This is a genomic window from Prescottella sp. D32, assembly GCF_037287305.1.
GTDB classification, from domain to species: domain Bacteria; phylum Actinomycetota; class Actinomycetes; order Mycobacteriales; family Mycobacteriaceae; genus Prescottella; species Prescottella equi.
Map to the genome: position 1 here is coordinate 441,504 of NZ_JARBSW010000002.1, position 16,330 is coordinate 457,833.

At 69.6% G+C, this 16,330-nt stretch carries 17 protein-coding genes and 1 pseudogene; 14 read left to right on the plus strand and 4 right to left on the minus strand.

What is annotated here, in order from left to right; translation table 11 throughout:
• Positions 1 to 44 precede the first annotated feature (44 nt).
• Positions 45 to 338, plus strand: a complete 294-nt coding sequence (locus tag PSS76_RS11660; RefSeq protein ID WP_005514856.1) for a chorismate mutase — start codon at positions 45 to 47, stop codon at positions 336 to 338.
• A gap of 90 nt (positions 339 to 428) precedes the next feature.
• Here PSS76_RS11660 and PSS76_RS11665 read toward each other — a convergent pair whose 3' ends face one another.
• Complete coding sequence (locus tag PSS76_RS11665) at positions 429 to 1,880, minus strand: NAD-dependent succinate-semialdehyde dehydrogenase (RefSeq protein ID WP_175271437.1); 1,452 nt, start codon at positions 1,878 to 1,880, stop codon at positions 429 to 431.
• 89 nt (positions 1,881 to 1,969) lie between these two features.
• Here PSS76_RS11665 and pgi point away from each other — a divergent pair, with 89 nt between their 5' ends.
• Positions 1,970 to 3,619, plus strand: coding sequence for a glucose-6-phosphate isomerase (gene pgi, locus PSS76_RS11670; RefSeq protein WP_005514858.1), 1,650 nt, complete (start codon positions 1,970 to 1,972; stop codon positions 3,617 to 3,619).
• 2 nt (positions 3,620 to 3,621) lie between these two features.
• On the opposite strand, the gene PSS76_RS11675 is transcribed toward pgi, so the two are convergent.
• Positions 3,622 to 4,422, minus strand: a complete 801-nt coding sequence (locus PSS76_RS11675) for an FAD:protein FMN transferase (RefSeq protein WP_064058012.1) — start codon at positions 4,420 to 4,422, stop codon at positions 3,622 to 3,624.
• Positions 4,423 to 4,591: 169 nt separating this feature from the next.
• Between PSS76_RS11675 and PSS76_RS11680 the strand changes: the two genes are divergently transcribed.
• The 9 genes from PSS76_RS11680 (at position 4,592) to PSS76_RS11720 (ending at position 11,720) form a co-directional block, all read left to right on the plus strand.
• Complete coding sequence (locus tag PSS76_RS11680; RefSeq protein ID WP_005514861.1) at positions 4,592 to 5,359, plus strand: crotonase/enoyl-CoA hydratase family protein; 768 nt, start codon at positions 4,592 to 4,594, stop codon at positions 5,357 to 5,359.
• Positions 5,360 to 5,376: 17 nt separating this feature from the next.
• Complete coding sequence (locus tag PSS76_RS11685) at positions 5,377 to 6,648, plus strand: hypothetical protein (RefSeq protein ID WP_064058011.1); 1,272 nt, start codon at positions 5,377 to 5,379, stop codon at positions 6,646 to 6,648.
• A gap of 86 nt (positions 6,649 to 6,734) precedes the next feature.
• The gene (locus PSS76_RS11690) at positions 6,735 to 7,250 is read left to right on the plus strand and encodes a hypothetical protein (RefSeq protein WP_005514863.1); all 516 of its coding nucleotides are present in this window, start codon (positions 6,735 to 6,737) and stop codon (positions 7,248 to 7,250) included.
• Positions 7,251 to 7,291: 41 nt separating this feature from the next.
• Positions 7,292 to 7,930 (plus strand): DUF4097 family beta strand repeat-containing protein, encoded by a 639-nt coding sequence (locus tag PSS76_RS11695; protein ID WP_337456211.1) that lies wholly within the window; start codon positions 7,292 to 7,294, stop codon positions 7,928 to 7,930.
• 11 nt (positions 7,931 to 7,941) lie between these two features.
• The gene (locus tag PSS76_RS11700) at positions 7,942 to 8,136 is read left to right on the plus strand and encodes a DUF4097 family beta strand repeat-containing protein (RefSeq protein ID WP_337456212.1); all 195 of its coding nucleotides are present in this window, start codon (positions 7,942 to 7,944) and stop codon (positions 8,134 to 8,136) included.
• Positions 8,137 to 8,168: 32 nt separating this feature from the next.
• On the plus strand, positions 8,169 to 9,131 hold the full coding sequence (locus PSS76_RS11705) for an ATP-binding cassette domain-containing protein (RefSeq protein ID WP_064058010.1): 963 nt from the start codon (positions 8,169 to 8,171) through the stop codon (positions 9,129 to 9,131).
• Positions 9,128 to 9,919: an ABC transporter permease gene (locus PSS76_RS11710; protein ID WP_022594515.1), complete on the plus strand. Its 792-nt coding sequence runs from the start codon at positions 9,128 to 9,130 to the stop codon at positions 9,917 to 9,919. Before PSS76_RS11705 ends, PSS76_RS11710 begins: the two co-directional genes overlap by 4 nt.
• Before the next feature lie 50 nt (positions 9,920 to 9,969).
• The gene (locus tag PSS76_RS11715) at positions 9,970 to 11,421 is read left to right on the plus strand and encodes a dihydrolipoyl dehydrogenase family protein (RefSeq protein WP_013415157.1); all 1,452 of its coding nucleotides are present in this window, start codon (positions 9,970 to 9,972) and stop codon (positions 11,419 to 11,421) included.
• 152 nt (positions 11,422 to 11,573) lie between these two features.
• A complete protein-coding gene (locus PSS76_RS11720; protein WP_005514868.1) occupies positions 11,574 to 11,720 on the plus strand; it encodes a hypothetical protein in 147 nt (48 codons plus the stop codon).
• Between the two features lie 209 nt (positions 11,721 to 11,929).
• Here PSS76_RS11720 and PSS76_RS11725 read toward each other — a convergent pair.
• Positions 11,930 to 12,553, minus strand: a pseudogene (locus PSS76_RS11725) (class I SAM-dependent methyltransferase); the annotation flags it as partial.
• A gap of 115 nt (positions 12,554 to 12,668) precedes the next feature.
• Here PSS76_RS11725 and PSS76_RS11730 point away from each other — a divergent pair.
• From PSS76_RS11730 to casG, 3 genes are all read left to right on the plus strand, one after another.
• Complete coding sequence (locus PSS76_RS11730; RefSeq protein ID WP_084845593.1) at positions 12,669 to 13,265, plus strand: hypothetical protein; 597 nt, start codon at positions 12,669 to 12,671, stop codon at positions 13,263 to 13,265.
• A gap of 5 nt (positions 13,266 to 13,270) precedes the next feature.
• Positions 13,271 to 13,906 carry an RES family NAD+ phosphorylase gene (locus PSS76_RS11735; RefSeq protein WP_084845594.1) on the plus strand — a complete coding sequence of 212 codons (636 nt, stop codon included), beginning with the start codon at positions 13,271 to 13,273 and terminating at the stop codon, positions 13,904 to 13,906.
• Positions 13,907 to 14,097: 191 nt separating this feature from the next.
• Positions 14,098 to 15,756, plus strand: a complete 1,659-nt coding sequence (gene casG / locus PSS76_RS11740) for a steroid-24-oyl-CoA synthetase (protein WP_013415153.1) — start codon at positions 14,098 to 14,100, stop codon at positions 15,754 to 15,756.
• Between the two features lie 113 nt (positions 15,757 to 15,869).
• Here casG and PSS76_RS11745 read toward each other — a convergent pair whose 3' ends face one another.
• Positions 15,870 to 16,274 carry a DUF4259 domain-containing protein gene (locus PSS76_RS11745; RefSeq protein WP_013415152.1) on the minus strand — a complete coding sequence of 135 codons (405 nt, stop codon included), beginning with the start codon at positions 16,272 to 16,274 and terminating at the stop codon, positions 15,870 to 15,872.
• Positions 16,275 to 16,330 lie beyond the last annotated feature (56 nt).

A 16,330-nucleotide genomic window follows, 5' to 3' on the forward strand; every position in this document is an offset into this window, starting at 1 on the left:
TCGAGGGAACCGAACGAACCTAGTTCCGACACGAGGAGCAGACTATGAGCAGCCCCACCACCACTTCTTCATCCGATTCGTCGCTGCCTGCGAGCGAGGCCGAGATCGCCGAACTCCGCAAGGAAATCGACCGCCTCGACGCAGAGATCCTCGCGGCCGTCAAGCGCCGCAGCGAGGTGTCGCAGATCATCGGCCGTACCCGTATGGCGTCCGGTGGCCCACGGCTGGTGCACAGCCGGGAAATGAAGGTTCTGGAGCGCTTCAGTGAGCTCGGCCAGGAGGGCCACACCCTCGCCATGCTGCTGCTCCGTCTCGGACGCGGCCGGCTGGGGCACTGACCGCTCCCGTCTCACCACCTCACAGTGCGAACTCGAGAAGCGCCCGGTCCGTTCGGACCGGGCGTTTCTCGTGCTCGTGCTGCGGCCGGTTCAGGTGAGCGCGATGTACTTGGTCTCGAGGTACTCGGCGATCCCCTCGCTACCGCCCTCGCGGCCGAACCCGGAGGCCTTGACGCCGCCGAACGGGGCCGCGGTGTCGGAGATGACGCCGCGGTTGACACCGACCATGCCCGTTTCCAGGGCGTCGGAGACGCGCAGCGCCCGGTCCAGGTCGCGGGTGTAGATGTACGCCGCGAGACCGAACTCGGTGTCGTTGGCGGCCGCGACGGCCTCCTCCTCGGTGTCGAAGCCGGTGATCGCCGCGACCGGCCCGAACACCTCCTCGCGCAGGATGCGCGCCGACGCCGGGACGTCGGCGAGGACGGTGGCGGGATAGAACCAGCCCGGGCCGCCCGGGGCCTCGCCGCCGAGCAGTACCTTCGCCCCCGCTTGCACGGCGTCGTCGACGAGTTCGGCGACGGCGGCGAGCTGATCGCGATTGATCAGCGGGCCGAGCGTCGTCTCCGGGTCGATGCCGGGGCCCATCTTCGACGCTGCCATCCGTTCGGTGAGTTTCGCGGTGAACTCCTCACGGACGGCGTTCGCGACGTGGAAACGGTTCGCGGCCGTGCACGCCTCGCCCCCGTTGCGGAGCTTGGCCAGCATCGCGCCGTCCACCGCGGCATCGACATCGGCGTCGTCGAACACGACGAACGGCGCGTTGCCACCGAGTTCCATCGACGTGCGCAGCAGCCCCTTCGCGGACTTCTCGACCAGCATCCGGCCCACACCGGTGGAGCCGGTGAAGGTGAGTTTGCGCAGCCGAGGGTCCTCGAGCAGCGGCTCGCTGACCGCGCTCGAATGCGACGTCGGCAGCACCGAGAGCACGCCCGGTGGCAGCCCCGCCTCGACGAACAGCTCGGCCAGCGCCAGCATGGTCAGCGGCGTCTCCGATGCAGGCTTGACGATCATGGTGCAGCCGGCGGCCAGCGCCGGGCCGATCTTGCGGGTGCCCATCGCGAGCGGGAAGTTCCACGGCGTGATCGCCAAGCACGGTCCCACCGGCTGCTTCGACACGAGGATGCGGCCGTTGCCGGCGGGCGCGGCCTGGTAGCGACCCTCCATCCGGACCGCTTCCTCGGCGAACCACCGGAAGAACTCGGCGCCGTACTTGACCTCGGCCCGGCTCTCGGGCAGCGCTTTGCCCATCTCGAGGGTCATCAGTTGCGCGAAGGTCTCCGCGCGGGTCGTGATCTTGTCGAACACCGAGCGCAGCAACTCGCCGCGCTCGCGGGCGGGCGTGGCGGCCCAGTCCGCCTGTGCGGCGGCCGCGGCGTCGAGGGCCTTGACGGCGTCGCCGGGACTGGCGTCGGCGACCTCGGTGAGTACGTCACCGGTCGCGGGGTCGTACACGGGGAAGGTGGCGCCGTTCTCGGCGTCCACGGAGGTGCCCCCGATCCACAGCTTGGTAGGAACGGCACGAATCAGTTCGGCTGGGTTCATGGCTTCCATCATGCGCCGGTCGAGCGCGCCGTGTGTCGCTCAACGAGAGTCGGCAAGAGCTTCGGGCGCGCTGCCGATAAGCTTCCTGCATGAGCACAGACATCACCGGTACCGCAGCCTGGAAGAATCTGGATGCGCATCATCGAGTGGTCGAATCTGCCCATCTGCGAGACCTGTTCGCTCAGGACCCCTCCCGAGGCACCGAACTGACGGTGACGGCGGGCGACCTGTACGTGGACTACAGCAAACATCGTGTGACTCGCGAAACCCTTGATCTGCTCGTGGAACTGGCGCGAACCGCACAGGTGGAGCAGCGCCGCGACGACATGTTCGCGGGCGCGCACATCAACACGTCGGAGGACCGCGCGGTGCTGCACACCGCCCTGCGCCTGCCGGCGGACGCCGACCTCACCGTCGACGGGCAGGACGTCGTCGCCGACGTGCACGACGTTCTGCGCCGGATGGGCGAGTTCACCGACCGGCTGCGGTCCGGGCAGTGGCGGGGCGCGACCGGCGAGAAGATCCGCACGGTCGTCAACATCGGTATCGGCGGTTCGGATCTCGGTCCGGTGATGGTGTGCGGGGCGCTGCGTCACTACGCCGACGCCGGGATCTCGGCGCGTTTCGTCTCCAACGTCGACCCTGCCGACCTGGTGGGCACGCTGGCTGACCTGGATCCGGCCACGACGCTGTTCGTCGTCGCGTCGAAGACGTTCTCGACGCTCGAGACGCTGACGAACGCATCCGCCGCGCGCCGCTGGCTCGTCGACGAGCTCGGTGAGGACGCGGTGCCCAAGCACTTCGTGGCGGTCTCGACGCACGCCGAGCGGGTCGCGGAGTTCGGCATCGACACCGCCAACATGTTCGGGTTCTGGGACTGGGTCGGCGGACGCTACTCGGTGGACTCGGCGATCGGGTTGTCGGTGATGGCGGTGATCGGCAAGGAGCGCTTCGCGGAGTTCCTCGCCGGCTTCCATGCCGTCGACGAGCACTTCCGGACGGCGCCGCTCGCGGAGAACGCGCCGGTGCTGCTGGGACTGATCGGGGTGTGGTACTCGAGTTTCTTCGACGCCGAATCCCGTGCGGTCCTTCCGTATTCGAACGATCTGGCCCGCTTCGCGGCCTACCTGCAGCAGCTCACGATGGAGTCGAACGGCAAGTCGGTGCGCGCCGACGGCTCCCCCGTCACCACCAGGACCGGCGAGATCTTCTGGGGCGAGCCGGGAACCAACGGCCAGCACGCGTTCTACCAGTTGCTGCACCAGGGCACCCGCCTGGTGCCGGCAGACTTCATCGGCTTCGCCGAGCCCACCGACGACCTGCCGACCTCCGACGGGACCGGCAGCATGCACGATCTGCTCATGAGCAACCTGTTCGCGCAGACGAAGGTGCTCGCGTTCGGCAAGACCGCCGAGGAGATCGCCGCCGAGGGCACGCCGCCGGAGTTGGTACCGCACAAGGTGATGCCGGGTAATCGCCCGACCACGACGATCCTGGCGCCGCGCCTGACGCCGTCGGTGATCGGTCAGCTCATCGCGCTGTACGAGCACCAGGTGTTCGTCGCGGGCGTCATCTGGGGCATCGATTCGTTCGACCAGTGGGGCGTCGAACTCGGCAAGGCCCAGGCACTCGAGCTCGGTCCCGTGCTGACGTCCACGGAAGCTCCTCCGCGGCAGGACGACTCGTCCACCGACGCCTTGGTGCGGTGGTACCGGAGCCGGCGCGGCCGAGCGGTCTGAGATCACGCGGCGTGCGGATGGCTCCATCCGCACGTCGTGTAGACGCGCCCGTCGCGATCGACCAGCCGGGCGGCCAGTTCCTGCTGTTCCAGCCAGGTGACGGCGCCGACTCCGCGACGGAGGGCTGCAGCGGCGGCGCCGTGGGCCCACAGCGCGTCCTCCGCCAGGACCGAGACCTGCTCCCACTCCCCGCCCACCGCGTCGTGGCCGGCGAACGTGGCGTCCGTGCCGGCCGTCGCGAGCGCGGTCTCCGTCGGCAGCTCGATCGTGCCGTCTCCCGGCACCGGCACCTGCCAGCCGCCGGCCGGGCAGTGTCCCGCGGTTGCGACGTCGGAGCCGATCCGCACCAGCGCCCCGCACTCCAGGTCGTGGGCGACGAGGGTCGCCGCGCGGTCCGCGGTGTCGGCCTTGGCGATGCCCGCGATGTCGAACGAGGCGCCCCACGGTGCGAGAACGGTGTCGCCGTCGATCTGGACGTCCCGGAAAGTCGGTGACGGGTGGATGGACGGCACGGCGGACAGGGTGTCCTCGACCGCCAGCGGACTGACGGCCCCGTCGGTCATCCGTGCCACCCACAGAGCCGACCGGAGCAGTCTCGCCAACCCGACGCTGACCCGGACCGGCAGGCCCTGAGCCAGATTGACGGCGTGGATCTCGGCGTCGCCCCGCTGCAGGCTGCAGGCGGCCTCGGCCCCTGCTAGCACCGCGCCCACCAGGGCCACAGCGGACCCGAGGGCCGCTGCCTCGGTCACCTGGACCTCGATCTCCTCGCCCCAGGCGCTCCATCTGGTTTCGACCAACATGACGCACTCCGTGTCTCCGTGCGAACCGGTTCGGGAACCGGTGCGGACAACGGGTTCATTTCCTCAATTATGCGCTCGGCGCACCGGTCCGGGCCCGCCCGTGAATCGGTTTCCCGTCGAATCGCGGATTCTCCCCAGCCGCGCGGACGGCCGCGGGTAGCGTCGCATCATGCCGGTACGCAGCGAGAAGGCCGGGCCCGTCACCACGATCGTGTTGTCCCGGCCCGAGGTTCGCAACGCCGTGGACGGCCCCACCGCCGCGGCTCTCGCGGCCGCCTTCAGGGAGTTCGACGACGATCCGGACGCCGCGGTGGCGGTGCTGTGGGGCGAGGGCGGCACGTTCTGCGCCGGGGCCGATCTCAAGGCTCTCGGAACCGAACGGTCCAACCACGTCACCCCGGACGGCGACGGCCCGATGGGGCCCACCCGCATGCGCCTGTCCAAGCCGGTGATCGCGGCTGTGTCCGGTCACGCGGTGGCGGGCGGTCTCGAACTGGCGTTGTGGGCCGACCTGCGAATCGCCGAAGCCGACAGCGTCTTCGGCGTCTTCTGTCGACGCTGGGGCGTGCCACTGATCGACGGCGGCACCGTACGCTTGCCGCGGATCGTCGGGGCGGGGCGGGCGATGGACCTCGTGCTCACCGGGCGCGCCGTGGATGCCGAGGAGGCCCTGACGATCGGTCTGGTGAACCGGGTGGTACCGCCCGGTCAGGCCCGCGTCGCCGCGGAGGAGCTGGCAGCCGAGCTGGCGACGTTCCCGCAGACCTGTCTGCGGGAGGACCGCATGTCGCTGCTCGAGCAGGAGGGCATGTCCGAGGAGGACGCCCTCGCCACCGAGTTCCGGCACGGCATGGTGGCGGTCACGGTCGACGCGCTCTCCGGCGCCGCCCGCTTCACGGCCGGCGAGGGTCGGCACGGGAGCTTCGGCGGGGACTGACGGTAACGTCCGGTCTCATGGACCGGCTGACCATGGTGGACGAGATCTTCCTACGCAGGCACCACGGTTACGGCTTGCCGATCGTGATGCAGGGCGTGTGGCGCACCGCCGACGCGGTGGACGTCCGGGCGCTCGAAGCGGTGCACGCGGCGCTTTCCCGCGGCGCTCTCGGCCGCCAAGTGGTCCGCCCCCGGGTACCGGGGGCCCGCATGCGCTGGGAGGCGAGCACCGCCACCCATCCGCTGCGCTACGAGACGCACCCGGTGGACGACGTGGTGGCGTGGGCGGACGCGTGCGCCGACGTCGACGTCGATCCCGAGCACGGCCCCGCGTGGGCGCTCGCCGCGGCGCCCACCGCCGACGGCGGAACTGCGATCTCGTTGGTGTGCTCCCACGTCGTCGCCGACGCGCGCGGACTCGTGTCGGCGGCGGCCACCGCGCTCACCGGCGGATCCCCGCCTCCGGCCCCCGCCCGGACGTCCGATGTGGGCGACGCGCTACGCACCGTGGGCTCCGTGCTCGCCGACGGCGCGACTGCCTCCCTCGGTCTGCTGTTCAGCGCGGACAGGCGCCGCGAACTGCGCGAGTTCCGTGAGGTCGCGGCCGCCGACCGTCGGCCCGGCGGCACACACCTCACCACCGGAACGTCGACCGCGATAGTCGACGTCGACGCCGCGGCGTGGGACGCGTCCGCCGCGGCGGACGGCGGGACTGCGAACAGCCTGTTCATCGCGCTCGTCACCGCGATCGCCGATGCGGCCGGCGTCCCGATGCCGTTGCACGTCAGTGTGCCGGTCGACACCCGCAATTCCGACGCCGTCGACAACGCGATGGTCATCACCGAAGTCGTTGTGCGCCCCACTGATTCGCTGTCCGATATCCGCCGGCTGAGCAGAGCGGCGTTCGCTCGGCCACCGATGGGCGCTCCGTCGGGCTTTCCCGAGGAGATCACGCAGATCCTGCCCGACCGCATCGCGAACAGGCTGACCGTCGGGGCCGGGGAGCGCGACGCACTGTGCTCGAACATCGGTCGGTTGCCCGGCTCCTTGGCATCACTGGGCCCCTATCGCACCACCGGCGTCGCGACCCGCGCGGTGCATCCGGGACTGTCCCGGCACCGACCGGCGTCGACGACCACGCGCCTCTCGGGCTACCTCTGCTCACACGGCAAGACGTACACGTTGTCGCTGGTGGGAGTGGATCCGCAGCACTTCGGAGATTCCGACCGACTCCGTGAACTGGCCATCGCCGAACTCGGAAAGCGAGGACTCACGGCGCGCTCCTGGTGACAGATGGCACCACTTTGCGCCGTCTTGGCACCATCAATTTCATGAAACCCACTTACATGGCACCACAGTGATGCCATAGTGGTGCCATGAACTTGGATCCGTACGTCAGCGCCCTTCAGCACGACCTCGCAGTCGCTGCCGAGGCCGCGGGCCCCGACGCTCGCGCCCTCGCGGAGCGACTGACCGCTCCGCTCGACTCGGCGGTGCGTCTGGCACTGCTCGACGCACTGTCCGCGGCGGCCGGTGAGATCACCCGCGACCTCGCGCCCGGCTCGGTCGATCTCCGACTGCGGGGTCGGGAGCCGAGCTTCGTCGTCACTCCGCCGCCCGGTGAACCCGCCGACGACACCGGGGAAACGGCCGGCACGGAACCCCCGCCCCGGGGCCCCGACGTCGACGAGGGCCCGATGACTCGAATCAACCTCCGGTTGCCGCAGGAGCTCAAGGACCGCGTCGAGGACGCTGCCCGCGTCGCCGGAATGTCGGTCAACGCGTGGCTCGTCCGCTCGGCCGCGGCAGGGCTCGAGGACGGCGGCGGCGCACGTCGTCCCGAGCGTCGCGCCACCACGGGCGGCGACCGCTTCACCGGCTGGGTCCACTGAGCACGCGACAGCGCCGCCCCCATCACACAACGAGGATCACGATGCCCACTTTCAGCACCCCCGAACCGATCTCGGCCGCGATCTCGCTCGTGGTCGGCGACGTCGCCGTCACCGCCTCCGACCGGGACGACACGGTCGTGGAGGTCCACCCCAGCGATCCACACCGCGAACAGGACGTGCGCGCGGCCGAACAGACGCGCGTCGAGTTCGCCGCCGGACGACTGGTCGTCAAGGCACCCCGGCCCCGCGTGCTCGGCGTCTGGGGCAAGGTCGGGTCGATCGACATCACCGTCGACCTGCCGACCGACTCGGCGGTGGAGTCCGACGCCTCCGTCGGCGGCTTCCGCTCCACCGGCCGACTCGGTAACTGCCGACTGAAGTCCGCGACCGGCGACATCCGCCTCGACGGCACCGGCGATCTGATCGTGCACACGGGCGCCGGCGCCATCTCGGTCGAATCCGTCGGCGGCGCCGCCGATCTGTCGACCGGTTCGGGCCGGATCGAGGTCGCCCACATCGGCGAAACGCTCTGGTCGAGAACTCCAACGGCCACAACAGGATCGGCTCGGTCGCCGGGAATCTACGGGTCAAGACCGCGAACGGCGACGTCGTCGTCGGTAGCGCCGGGGGCGACGTCGATGCGGCGACTGCGAACGGCGAGGTCCGGATCGGCGAGGTGACCCGCGGCGTCGTGTCGTTGCGCACCGGCAACGGTGCGGTCGAGGCCGGAATCCGCGAAGGCACCGCCGCGCGCGTCGACGCGCACACCTCGTTCGGCAAGGTCCACAACCTTCTCACCGAGGCCTCCGGCCCCTCAGCGACCGAGGAACGGGTCGAACTGCGGGCCCGGACGAGTTTCGGGGACATCACCGTTCGCCGCCCCTGACCGGGCGCGGACCACAACTCGAAGGCGGAACTATGACATCCACGGTCTCCACAGCATCAGCAGTTCGAGTTCGATCACTTCGGAAGTCCTTCGGGGACAAGGCGGTACTCGACGGCATCGATCTCGACATCGCCGAGGGCACCATCTTCTCCCTGCTCGGCCCCAACGGCGCCGGCAAGACGACCGTCGTGAACATCTTGTCCACGCTGGTCCGGCCCGATGCCGGTGAGGTGTGGGTCGCGGGCCACGACCTGAGCCGCCACCCCGACGCGATCAGGTCCGCGATCGGTGTCACCGGCCAGTTCTCGGCGGTGGACGGTCTTCTGACCGGCGCCGAGAACCTCGCGCTCATGGCGGATCTCCACCACCTCGATCGGCGCAGCGAGCGCCGCCGCACCGCCGAACTGCTCGAGCGGTTCGATCTCACCGAGGCGGCGTCGAAGCCGGCCGCGAGCTACTCGGGTGGCATGCGGCGCCGACTCGATCTCGCGATGACGCTCGTCGGACGTCCGCGCATCATCTTCCTGGACGAGCCGACGACCGGACTGGACCCGCGCAGTCGCAGGACCATGTGGGACATCGTGCGCGAACTCGTCGCGGACGGCGTCACAATCTTCCTCACCACCCAGTACCTCGAGGAGGCCGACCAGTTGGCCGATCGCATCGCGCTGCTGGACCAGGGCCGATTGGTCGCCGACGGCACGCCGGCCGATCTCAAGCAACTCGTACCTGGCGGACATGTCCGCCTGCGCTTCGCCGACGTCAACGAACTCCGTTCGGCTGCAAACTCTCTCGCCGGGTCCGCTCCCGACGACGAGACCCTGACCCTGCAGGTGCCGGGAGACGGCAGCATCCCGTCGCTGCGGTCGATTCTCGACCGACTGGACGCCGAGGCCATCGAGGTCGCCGACCTCTCGATCCACACTCCCGACCTCGACGACGTGTTCTTCGCCCTCACCGCCCGATCCGACTCCCCTACGGAGGTATCGCGATGACCACTCTGTCCTACGCCGTGACCGATTCCGCCACGATGTTGCGGCGCAATCTGCGGCACATGATCCGGTACCCGTCGATGACGGTGATGCTGATCGGGATGCCCGTCGTGCTCCTGCTGCTGTTCGTCTACGTCTTCGGCGGCACTCTCGGTGCCGGACTGGGCGACCCGGGCGGCGGGCGTGGGGCATACGTGGACTACGTGACGCCCGGCATCCTGTTGATGACCGTAGCGAGTTCCGCTCAGGGAACGGCGATCTCGGTCGCGACGGACATGACGGAGGGAATCATCGCCCGGTTCCGGACCATGTCGATCTCCCGCGCCTCGGTACTCACCGGGCACGTCGTCGGCAGCCTGCTCCAGACGATGCTCAGCCTGGCGGTCGTGACCGGCGTCGCCGTCCTCGTCGGATTCCGGCCCACCGCGACCGCGGCCGAGTGGATCGCCGCCTTCGGCCTGCTCGCGGCCTTCACACTGGCGATCACGTGGCTGTCCGTGGCACTGGGACTGGTCTCGCGGAGCGTCGAGACGGCGAGCAATCTGCCGATGTTCCTCATCCTGCTGCCCTTCCTGGGCAGCGGTTTCGTACCCACCGACTCGATGCCCACCGCGGTGCGCTGGTTCGCCGAGTACCAACCGTTCAGCCCGGTCATCGAGACGCTGCGCGGCCTGCTCCTGGGTACGCCGATCGACGCGAACGGTGCGCTCGCTGCGGCGTGGATCGTCGGGATCGGCCTGTTCGGGTACGTCTGGGCGAACCGCCTGTTCGAGAGGCGCTCTCCCCGCTGACGCCGACCGGAAGTAGCGCGAAACCGTTCTCCCCGGCCTACCGTGGGTCCATGGCTCCCGAAGATTTCGACGTCATCGTCATCGGAGGCGGACCGGCCGGGGAGAACGCCGCGGCCTACGCCATCGCCGGAAGCGACCGCACCGCGGCACTCGTCGAACACGAGTTGGTGGGCGGCGAATGCTCGTACTGGGCGTGTATGCCGTCGAAGGCACTGCTCAGACCCGTCGAGGTGCTCGGCACCGCCCGGCACATGCCGGGAGTGGAGGAGAAGGTCAACGCGTACGGCCTCGACACCGAGGCCGTACTCGCACGACGGGACGGGTTCACCCACAATCTCGACGACTCGTCGCAGGTGTTGTGGGCGGATTCGGTCGGCATCGACGTGATCCGCGGCACCGCGCGCATCACCGGGGTACGGGAAGTGACGGTGGGCGACCGCGTGCTGCGGGCCCGCCACGCGGTGGTTCTCGCGACCGGCACCAGGGCGAGTGTGCCGGATCTACCGGGTCTGCGGGACGCACTTCCGTGGACTTCGCGGGACGCCACCAACGTCCGCGAGGTGCCCCCGCGCCTCGCGGTCGTCGGTGGCGGCGTGGTGGCGTGTGAGGCTGCCACGTGGATGCACGAACTCGGCGCCGACGAGGTGACGCTCCTGGTCCGCGGCTCGGCGTTGCTCGAGCGGACCGAGCCGTTCGCGGGTGAACTCGTCGCCGAGAAGCTGCGCAAGCACGGTGTGAACGTGCGCTTCGGCACCTCGCTGCAGACCGCGTCCCGCCCGGGCGCCGCCGACACCGGAGTGGGCCGCATCCACGGCGGACCGGTCACCCTCACGGTCAGCGGTGACGGTTCCGATTCGGAGTTGACCGTCGACGAGGTACTCGTGGCGACGGGTCGGACACCTGCGACCGCGGGGCTCGGCCTGGATCAGTTCGGACTCCCCGACCACGGCTACGTCGGTGTCGACGACCATCTCACCGTCACCGGGGTGGACGGTGAGTGGCTGTACGCCGTCGGCGACGTCAACGGCCGGGCGCTGCTCACCCACATGGGCAAGTACCAGGCCCGGGTGTGCGGCGACGTCATCGCCGCCCGTGCCGAGGGCCGGCCACTGGACGGTCCCCGCTTCGTCGCGTCGGCCGACCACGGCCAGGTGCCGCAGGTGGTGTTCACGACCCCCGAGGTCGCAGCCGTCGGACGCACCGAAAGTCAAGCCCGTGCAGACGGATTGGATACCGAAGTGGTCACCGTCGACATCGATGTCGCGGGTGCCGCACTGTCTCGCGACGACTACTCCGGGCGGGCGTCGCTGGTGATCGACCGTGCGACCGACACGGTCGTCGGCGCGACGTTCGTCGGCTCGGGTGTCGCGGAACTGGTGCACGCCGCTACCGTCGCCGTCGTCGGCAAGGTGCCACTCGAGAGCCTCTGGCACGCGGTCCCGTCGTACCCGACGGTGAGCGAGGTGTGGCTACGGCTGCTCGAGGCCCGGCGCGATCGATAGACCCGGACGGGGACGCGGGAGCATCGAACCCGGCACCTACGCACGCACACCCAGGTATGGGAACGGGTAATTGTCCGGTCGTGCATTCGCACCCGACGTACAAAGCTTCGATTGTCCGGATCGAACCATCTTCGTCAGCTAGGGAGGAAACCATGAGCAGACAGCCCGCCAGGGTCCTCGCTCTCGCCCGCTTCCGGTGTCGACTCGCCCTGATGGGACGCAGGGAGCGTGCGTGCTGGATGTCGCTGTCGCGGCCGCAGGACGAGCGTTTGCTCGATTGCGACAGCTTCGCGTTGTAGTCGGGGCCGGTGTCGCGGCGGTTTCGGCATGGGGCAGAATCGCCGCTCAGCCACGATCACGCGAAGGAGTAACCATGGGTTCCTTATCCGAGTTCACGCCTGCGGAGAACATTGCCGGCTTCGTCAGCTGGGCTTTCGGAAGTCTCGTCCTCCTCGGCCTCGCGGGTGTACTGAAGTCCGCGAGCTGACGGACGAGCGAAGTCGGCGGCCCGCCGCCGCGCGACGATCGCACCGTGCGGGCGTTGCTCGCCCGACGTCCGCGTGTGCGTCTCGATCACCTCGAAACCGGCCACGACCAGTTCCCGTTCGAAATCGGCTGTCGGCCATCGATAGGCCGTCGTGGCGGCATGGTCGAACGGCTCCACTGCCGGCCCTTCGAAGAAGCCCACCAGCAGTCCTCCGCCCGGGCGGATCGCGCGCGCGAACTCGGCGAGAGGGATCCGGACGTCCCGCGGCCGGTGGTGGATCAGCGAATACCAGGCAAGGACCCCACCGAGCGATTCGTCTGCGGCGTCCAGTGTTTCGAAGTTGCCGTGGGCGAACGAGAGGTGCGGATACTGCGTCCGTGCGCGGCGGACGAACTCCGGAACGAGGTCGATGCCCGCGGCCGCCGATCCGCACCCGGTCAGGAAGTCCGTCCACTGTCCCGGCCCGCAACCTGCATCGAGCACGGGACCGCTGAGCGTCTGGGCCCAGCTGCCCACGAGGGCCCGATCGGACGGGTGCGTCGACGTCATCGAGCCGAAGAGATCGATGTACTCCCGCGACCGGGCCGAGTAGGCCGTTCGGACGATGTCGTCCGCGGCGTCCGCCTTCTCCATGGCCCCGATCATGCCGTGGCGACGAGCACACCGGTGGCGCGACCCCACCCCGGCACGAGGGCCGCGGACGAGCCTGGCTGACACGATCGGTACGCGGTACACTTGTGGCACATTTGGAGGTGCGACCATGCTCGTCGACCGAGACCGTGCCCGCGACACGATCCACGCATTGTCGGATCAAGACCTGCTGGAACTGCTGTCCGAGGAGTTCTCCCGGCGTCCCAACCTGCGCCCGGTGCGCGACGACGTCACCGCACTGCTGGCGATGGGGCCGGCACTGGCGCTGCAACACGAACGTGCCGTGGCCAATCCCGCCGCCGCGGCGGTCGCCCGCACCCGCACCGTGTCCTCCGCATTGCGCTCGCTCGTGGAGGAGCACGAGATGCTCGACTCCACTGCCGTCAGCCGCGCACTGGGCAGGGCCGCCACCAGCCGCAATACCGCGAGCCGCCTCGCGTCGTCCGGCAGCGTCATCGCGCTCCCCGCAGCCGGGCACAAGCTCTTCCCCGCCTTCCAATTCGACACCGAGCGACGTGAGGTGCGCCCCATCGTCGCCGAGATCAACCGCATCATCGGCGCCAAGGAAGATCCGTGGGGCGCAGCTTCGTGGTGGCTGAACCCGACGGCCTTCGCCGACGACCCCCGCTCCCCCGCCGACCTCGCCGTCGCCGGCGGACACGACCAGGATCTACGGGACATGGCCGACGACCTCGCCGCCGACTGACCCCCGTGTACCCCGACCCACCGGCCGCGCTGCCGGCCGCCCTGATCACGACGGTGCCCGCCGACACGTCGGTGTGGCGCATCCACAGCGCCACTCGCGGCGCCGCCGACCTCAACCCGACGCCGAGACCGCGCGTGCGCACCGGGGGCCGCTTCGACAGCCTCGACGGCTCGTACGCGTATCTCTACGTCGGCGACAGCCCGGCGGCGGCAGTAGCGGAAACGCTGTGCCGCAACCTTCCGGTCGACCAGTCCCCCAGGCTGATTCCGCGCATCCAGGTCCGCGGCCGGTTGCTGAGTGAGCTGCGTACGACCCGGGCGGTGCGCGTGGCAGACCTGACCGGCACCGGCGCGGCGCGACTCAACGCCGATGTGTGGCTCACCAAGTGCGACCCCTCCGGCTATCTCACCACGCGTCGCTGGGCCGCCGCCGTCCTCGCCGCGAACCCGGACATCGACGGTCTGCAGTACCGGCCACGCCACGACGAGAACAATCTCGCGTGGATGCTCGCCGCCGGCCCCACCGTCACCGCGCACCCCGCGGTGTCCGCGGTGGGAGGCGTGGTCCCACTCGATTCGGCCGACGGGCACTATCTCCTCGGGGCACTGCTCACGGCTCACAACGCCGCCCTCGCACCCTGATCCGGCCGGCGGCGGCCCGCGGCACCGGGTCTTCCGCGCACTGATCGACCCGGACGCCACCCGATCGGCAGTCCTGGTCGAGGACGCGCCCGATTCCGACTCCACTCACCGAGACCTCCCTTGACAGGAAATCGGACACCCTCGACTATGACGCACGTCACTCGAGAGTCGTTCGTCGAAAGGATCCATCCGTGACCCAGTCTGTCGACCCCCAGGCCTACATCGCATCGGTCATGGCCGGGCTGACCGGCCCGGGTGGCCGTTTCGAATTCGTCCAGGAGGACGTCCTCGGCACGACCATGCCGGTGATGAAGAACCGCGACAAGGCGCTGGGCGACGTCCTCGCCGCGTCCGCCGCCTACGGCGATCGCGACTACCTCGTCACCGAGGACCGGCGGATCAGTTACGCCGACCACCTGCGTGACGTCGCCGCACTCGCGACCGCACTGCGCGACCGGTACGGCGTCGGCAAGGGCGACCGGGTCGGACTTCTCGCCGCCAATACCCCCGAGTGGGTCGAATCGTTCTGGGCCGCGCAGGCGCTCGGCGCGATCGCAGTCGGATTCAACGCCTGGTGGGTGCCGCGCGAGATCGAGTACGGCGTGGAGCACACCCGCCCGTCGGTGCTGATCGTCGACGCCAAGCGCGCTGCCCTGCTCGACGGCCTCGACCTCGACGTCCCGGTCCTGACGATGGAAGACGACCTGCCCCGTCTCGTCAAGGAGTTCGCCGGTGCAGAGCTTCCGACAACCGCTGTCGCCGAAGACGATCCGGCGGTGATCCTCTACACGTCCGGCACCAGCGGGCGGCCGAAGGGCGCGGTGCACTCGCAGCGGAACCTGCTGGCTGTCATCGACTACCACCGCTACAGCGACGCCCTCCTGGCAGCGTTCTCGGGCGCGGCCCCGAGCGACGGCCCCAGCGACCTCCGGTACCTGCTCACCTCGCCGCTGTTCCACATCGCGAGCCTCCACAACCTCGTCGTGCCGCGACTGGCGACCGGCAGCGCGGTGGTGCTCTACCAGGGCTCGTTCGACGCCGACCGCGTGCTGCGGCTCATCGAGCGGGAGAAGGTCACCAACTGGGGCGCGGTCCCGACGATGGCCGGGCGCCTGCTCGAGCACGAGGACGTCTCGCGCTACGACACGTCGTCGCTCACCGCGTTCGCGCTCGCGTCGGCGCCGTCGTCCCCCGGCTTCCAGCAGCGCCTGCGCGAAAAGTTGCCGTTCGCGACCAACGCACTCGTCGACAGCTACGGGCTCACCGAATGCAGCACCGCGATCTCGGTCGCGACCCCGATGGACCTGCAGGCCTTCCCGGGCACCCTGGGCCGCCCGATCCTCGGCGTCAGCGTCGAGGTGCGCGACCCGTTCGGCGATCCGGTCCCCGACGGCACCGAGGGCGAGATCTGTGTGCGCAGCCCGTACGTGATGCTCGGCTACTGGGAGAACGACGCCGCGACGTCCGACGCGATCCGCAAGGACCGCTGGCTGCACACCGGCGACTTCGGCGTCATCGAGAACGGCATGGTCCGGCTCACCGGCCGCCGCTCCGACCTGATCCTGCGCGGCGGCGAGAACGTGTACCCGGTGGAGATCGAGCAGTGCCTCGACGAGCATCCGGACGTCGCCGAGTGCGCGGTGATCGGCGTCGACCACCCCGACCTCGGACAGGAGGTTGCCGCAGTGGTCGTGCTGCGACCGGGCGCCACGGTCACCGAGGACGAACTCCGGGAGTTCGCGGCCGAGCGCCTCTCTTACTTCAAGGTGCCCACGCGCTGGCGCCTCTCCGGGGAACCGCTGCCGCGCAACGCGACCGGCAAGACCATGCGCAAGCAGATCGTCATCTGAGCACGACGCGCAAAGGCGAACCGAAACTGACCGATCCGCCGAGGCCCTGGGCACTCGGCGGACCGGGCAGTTCCTCCGGGCCCGCTGAGCGGCGGGCCGCGACCTGCCGGGGGTCAGCCCAGAGCTCGGAGGCTTTCCAGCCTGCGCGCAACCGGGGCACGCCACTCCTCGAGATCCTCGGGGCCGTTCTCGGCCCACAGCTCGTGCAGCTCCGAGGTGTCGCTGTCCGCGATCGCACGTTCGAGTGTGGTGAGGATCCACGCGTGTTGTTCGGGTGTCAGCGACGCGCAGAAAGCCGCCGCGTCGATCCCGTCGAGATGTGGGGACGCCGACTCGATTCCGCGGCCCACCGCCACGATCTCCGCGTAAGCGATCGCCGCCTGCGCGTCGTCCGCCTCGAGGTACTCCTCGTCGACGTGACTCGTGAAGTCGTCGATGACGAAGTCACCAGCTCGCAGCCCGGCGAGCAGATCACCCGCTCCGTCGTTCTCGAACGGTCCCGAACCCCATGTCCCCATACCGGATTCCTCCTAGCTACCGATGCTTGCTCGCGTGCCGAGCATAAGGTTGGGCA

Bases quoted from the DNA above. Each gene is read 5' to 3' on its own strand.
- PSS76_RS11730 (WP_084845593.1), top strand. From the start codon at position 12,669: ATGCTCGTCGACCGAGACCGTGCCCGCGACACGATCCACGCATTGTCG.
- PSS76_RS11660 (WP_005514856.1), top strand. From the start codon at position 45: ATGAGCAGCCCCACCACCACTTCTTCATCCGATTCGTCGCTGCCTGCG.
- PSS76_RS11715 (WP_013415157.1), top strand. From the start codon at position 9,970: ATGGCTCCCGAAGATTTCGACGTCATCGTCATCGGAGGCGGACCGGCC.
- PSS76_RS11685 (WP_064058011.1), top strand. From the start codon at position 5,377: ATGGACCGGCTGACCATGGTGGACGAGATCTTCCTACGCAGGCACCAC.
- PSS76_RS11680 (WP_005514861.1), top strand. From the start codon at position 4,592: ATGCCGGTACGCAGCGAGAAGGCCGGGCCCGTCACCACGATCGTGTTG.
- PSS76_RS11705 (WP_064058010.1), top strand. From the start codon at position 8,169: ATGACATCCACGGTCTCCACAGCATCAGCAGTTCGAGTTCGATCACTT.
- PSS76_RS11675 (WP_064058012.1), bottom strand. From the start codon at position 4,422: ATGTTGGTCGAAACCAGATGGAGCGCCTGGGGCGAGGAGATCGAGGTC.
- PSS76_RS11720 (WP_005514868.1), top strand. From the start codon at position 11,574: ATGAGCAGACAGCCCGCCAGGGTCCTCGCTCTCGCCCGCTTCCGGTGT.
- PSS76_RS11695 (WP_337456211.1), top strand. From the start codon at position 7,292: ATGCCCACTTTCAGCACCCCCGAACCGATCTCGGCCGCGATCTCGCTC.
- pgi (WP_005514858.1), top strand. From the start codon at position 1,970: ATGAGCACAGACATCACCGGTACCGCAGCCTGGAAGAATCTGGATGCG.
- PSS76_RS11710 (WP_022594515.1), top strand. From the start codon at position 9,128: ATGACCACTCTGTCCTACGCCGTGACCGATTCCGCCACGATGTTGCGG.
- PSS76_RS11745 (WP_013415152.1), bottom strand. From the start codon at position 16,274: ATGGGGACATGGGGTTCGGGACCGTTCGAGAACGACGGAGCGGGTGAT.
- PSS76_RS11690 (WP_005514863.1), top strand. From the start codon at position 6,735: ATGAACTTGGATCCGTACGTCAGCGCCCTTCAGCACGACCTCGCAGTC.
- PSS76_RS11665 (WP_175271437.1), bottom strand. From the start codon at position 1,880: ATGAACCCAGCCGAACTGATTCGTGCCGTTCCTACCAAGCTGTGGATC.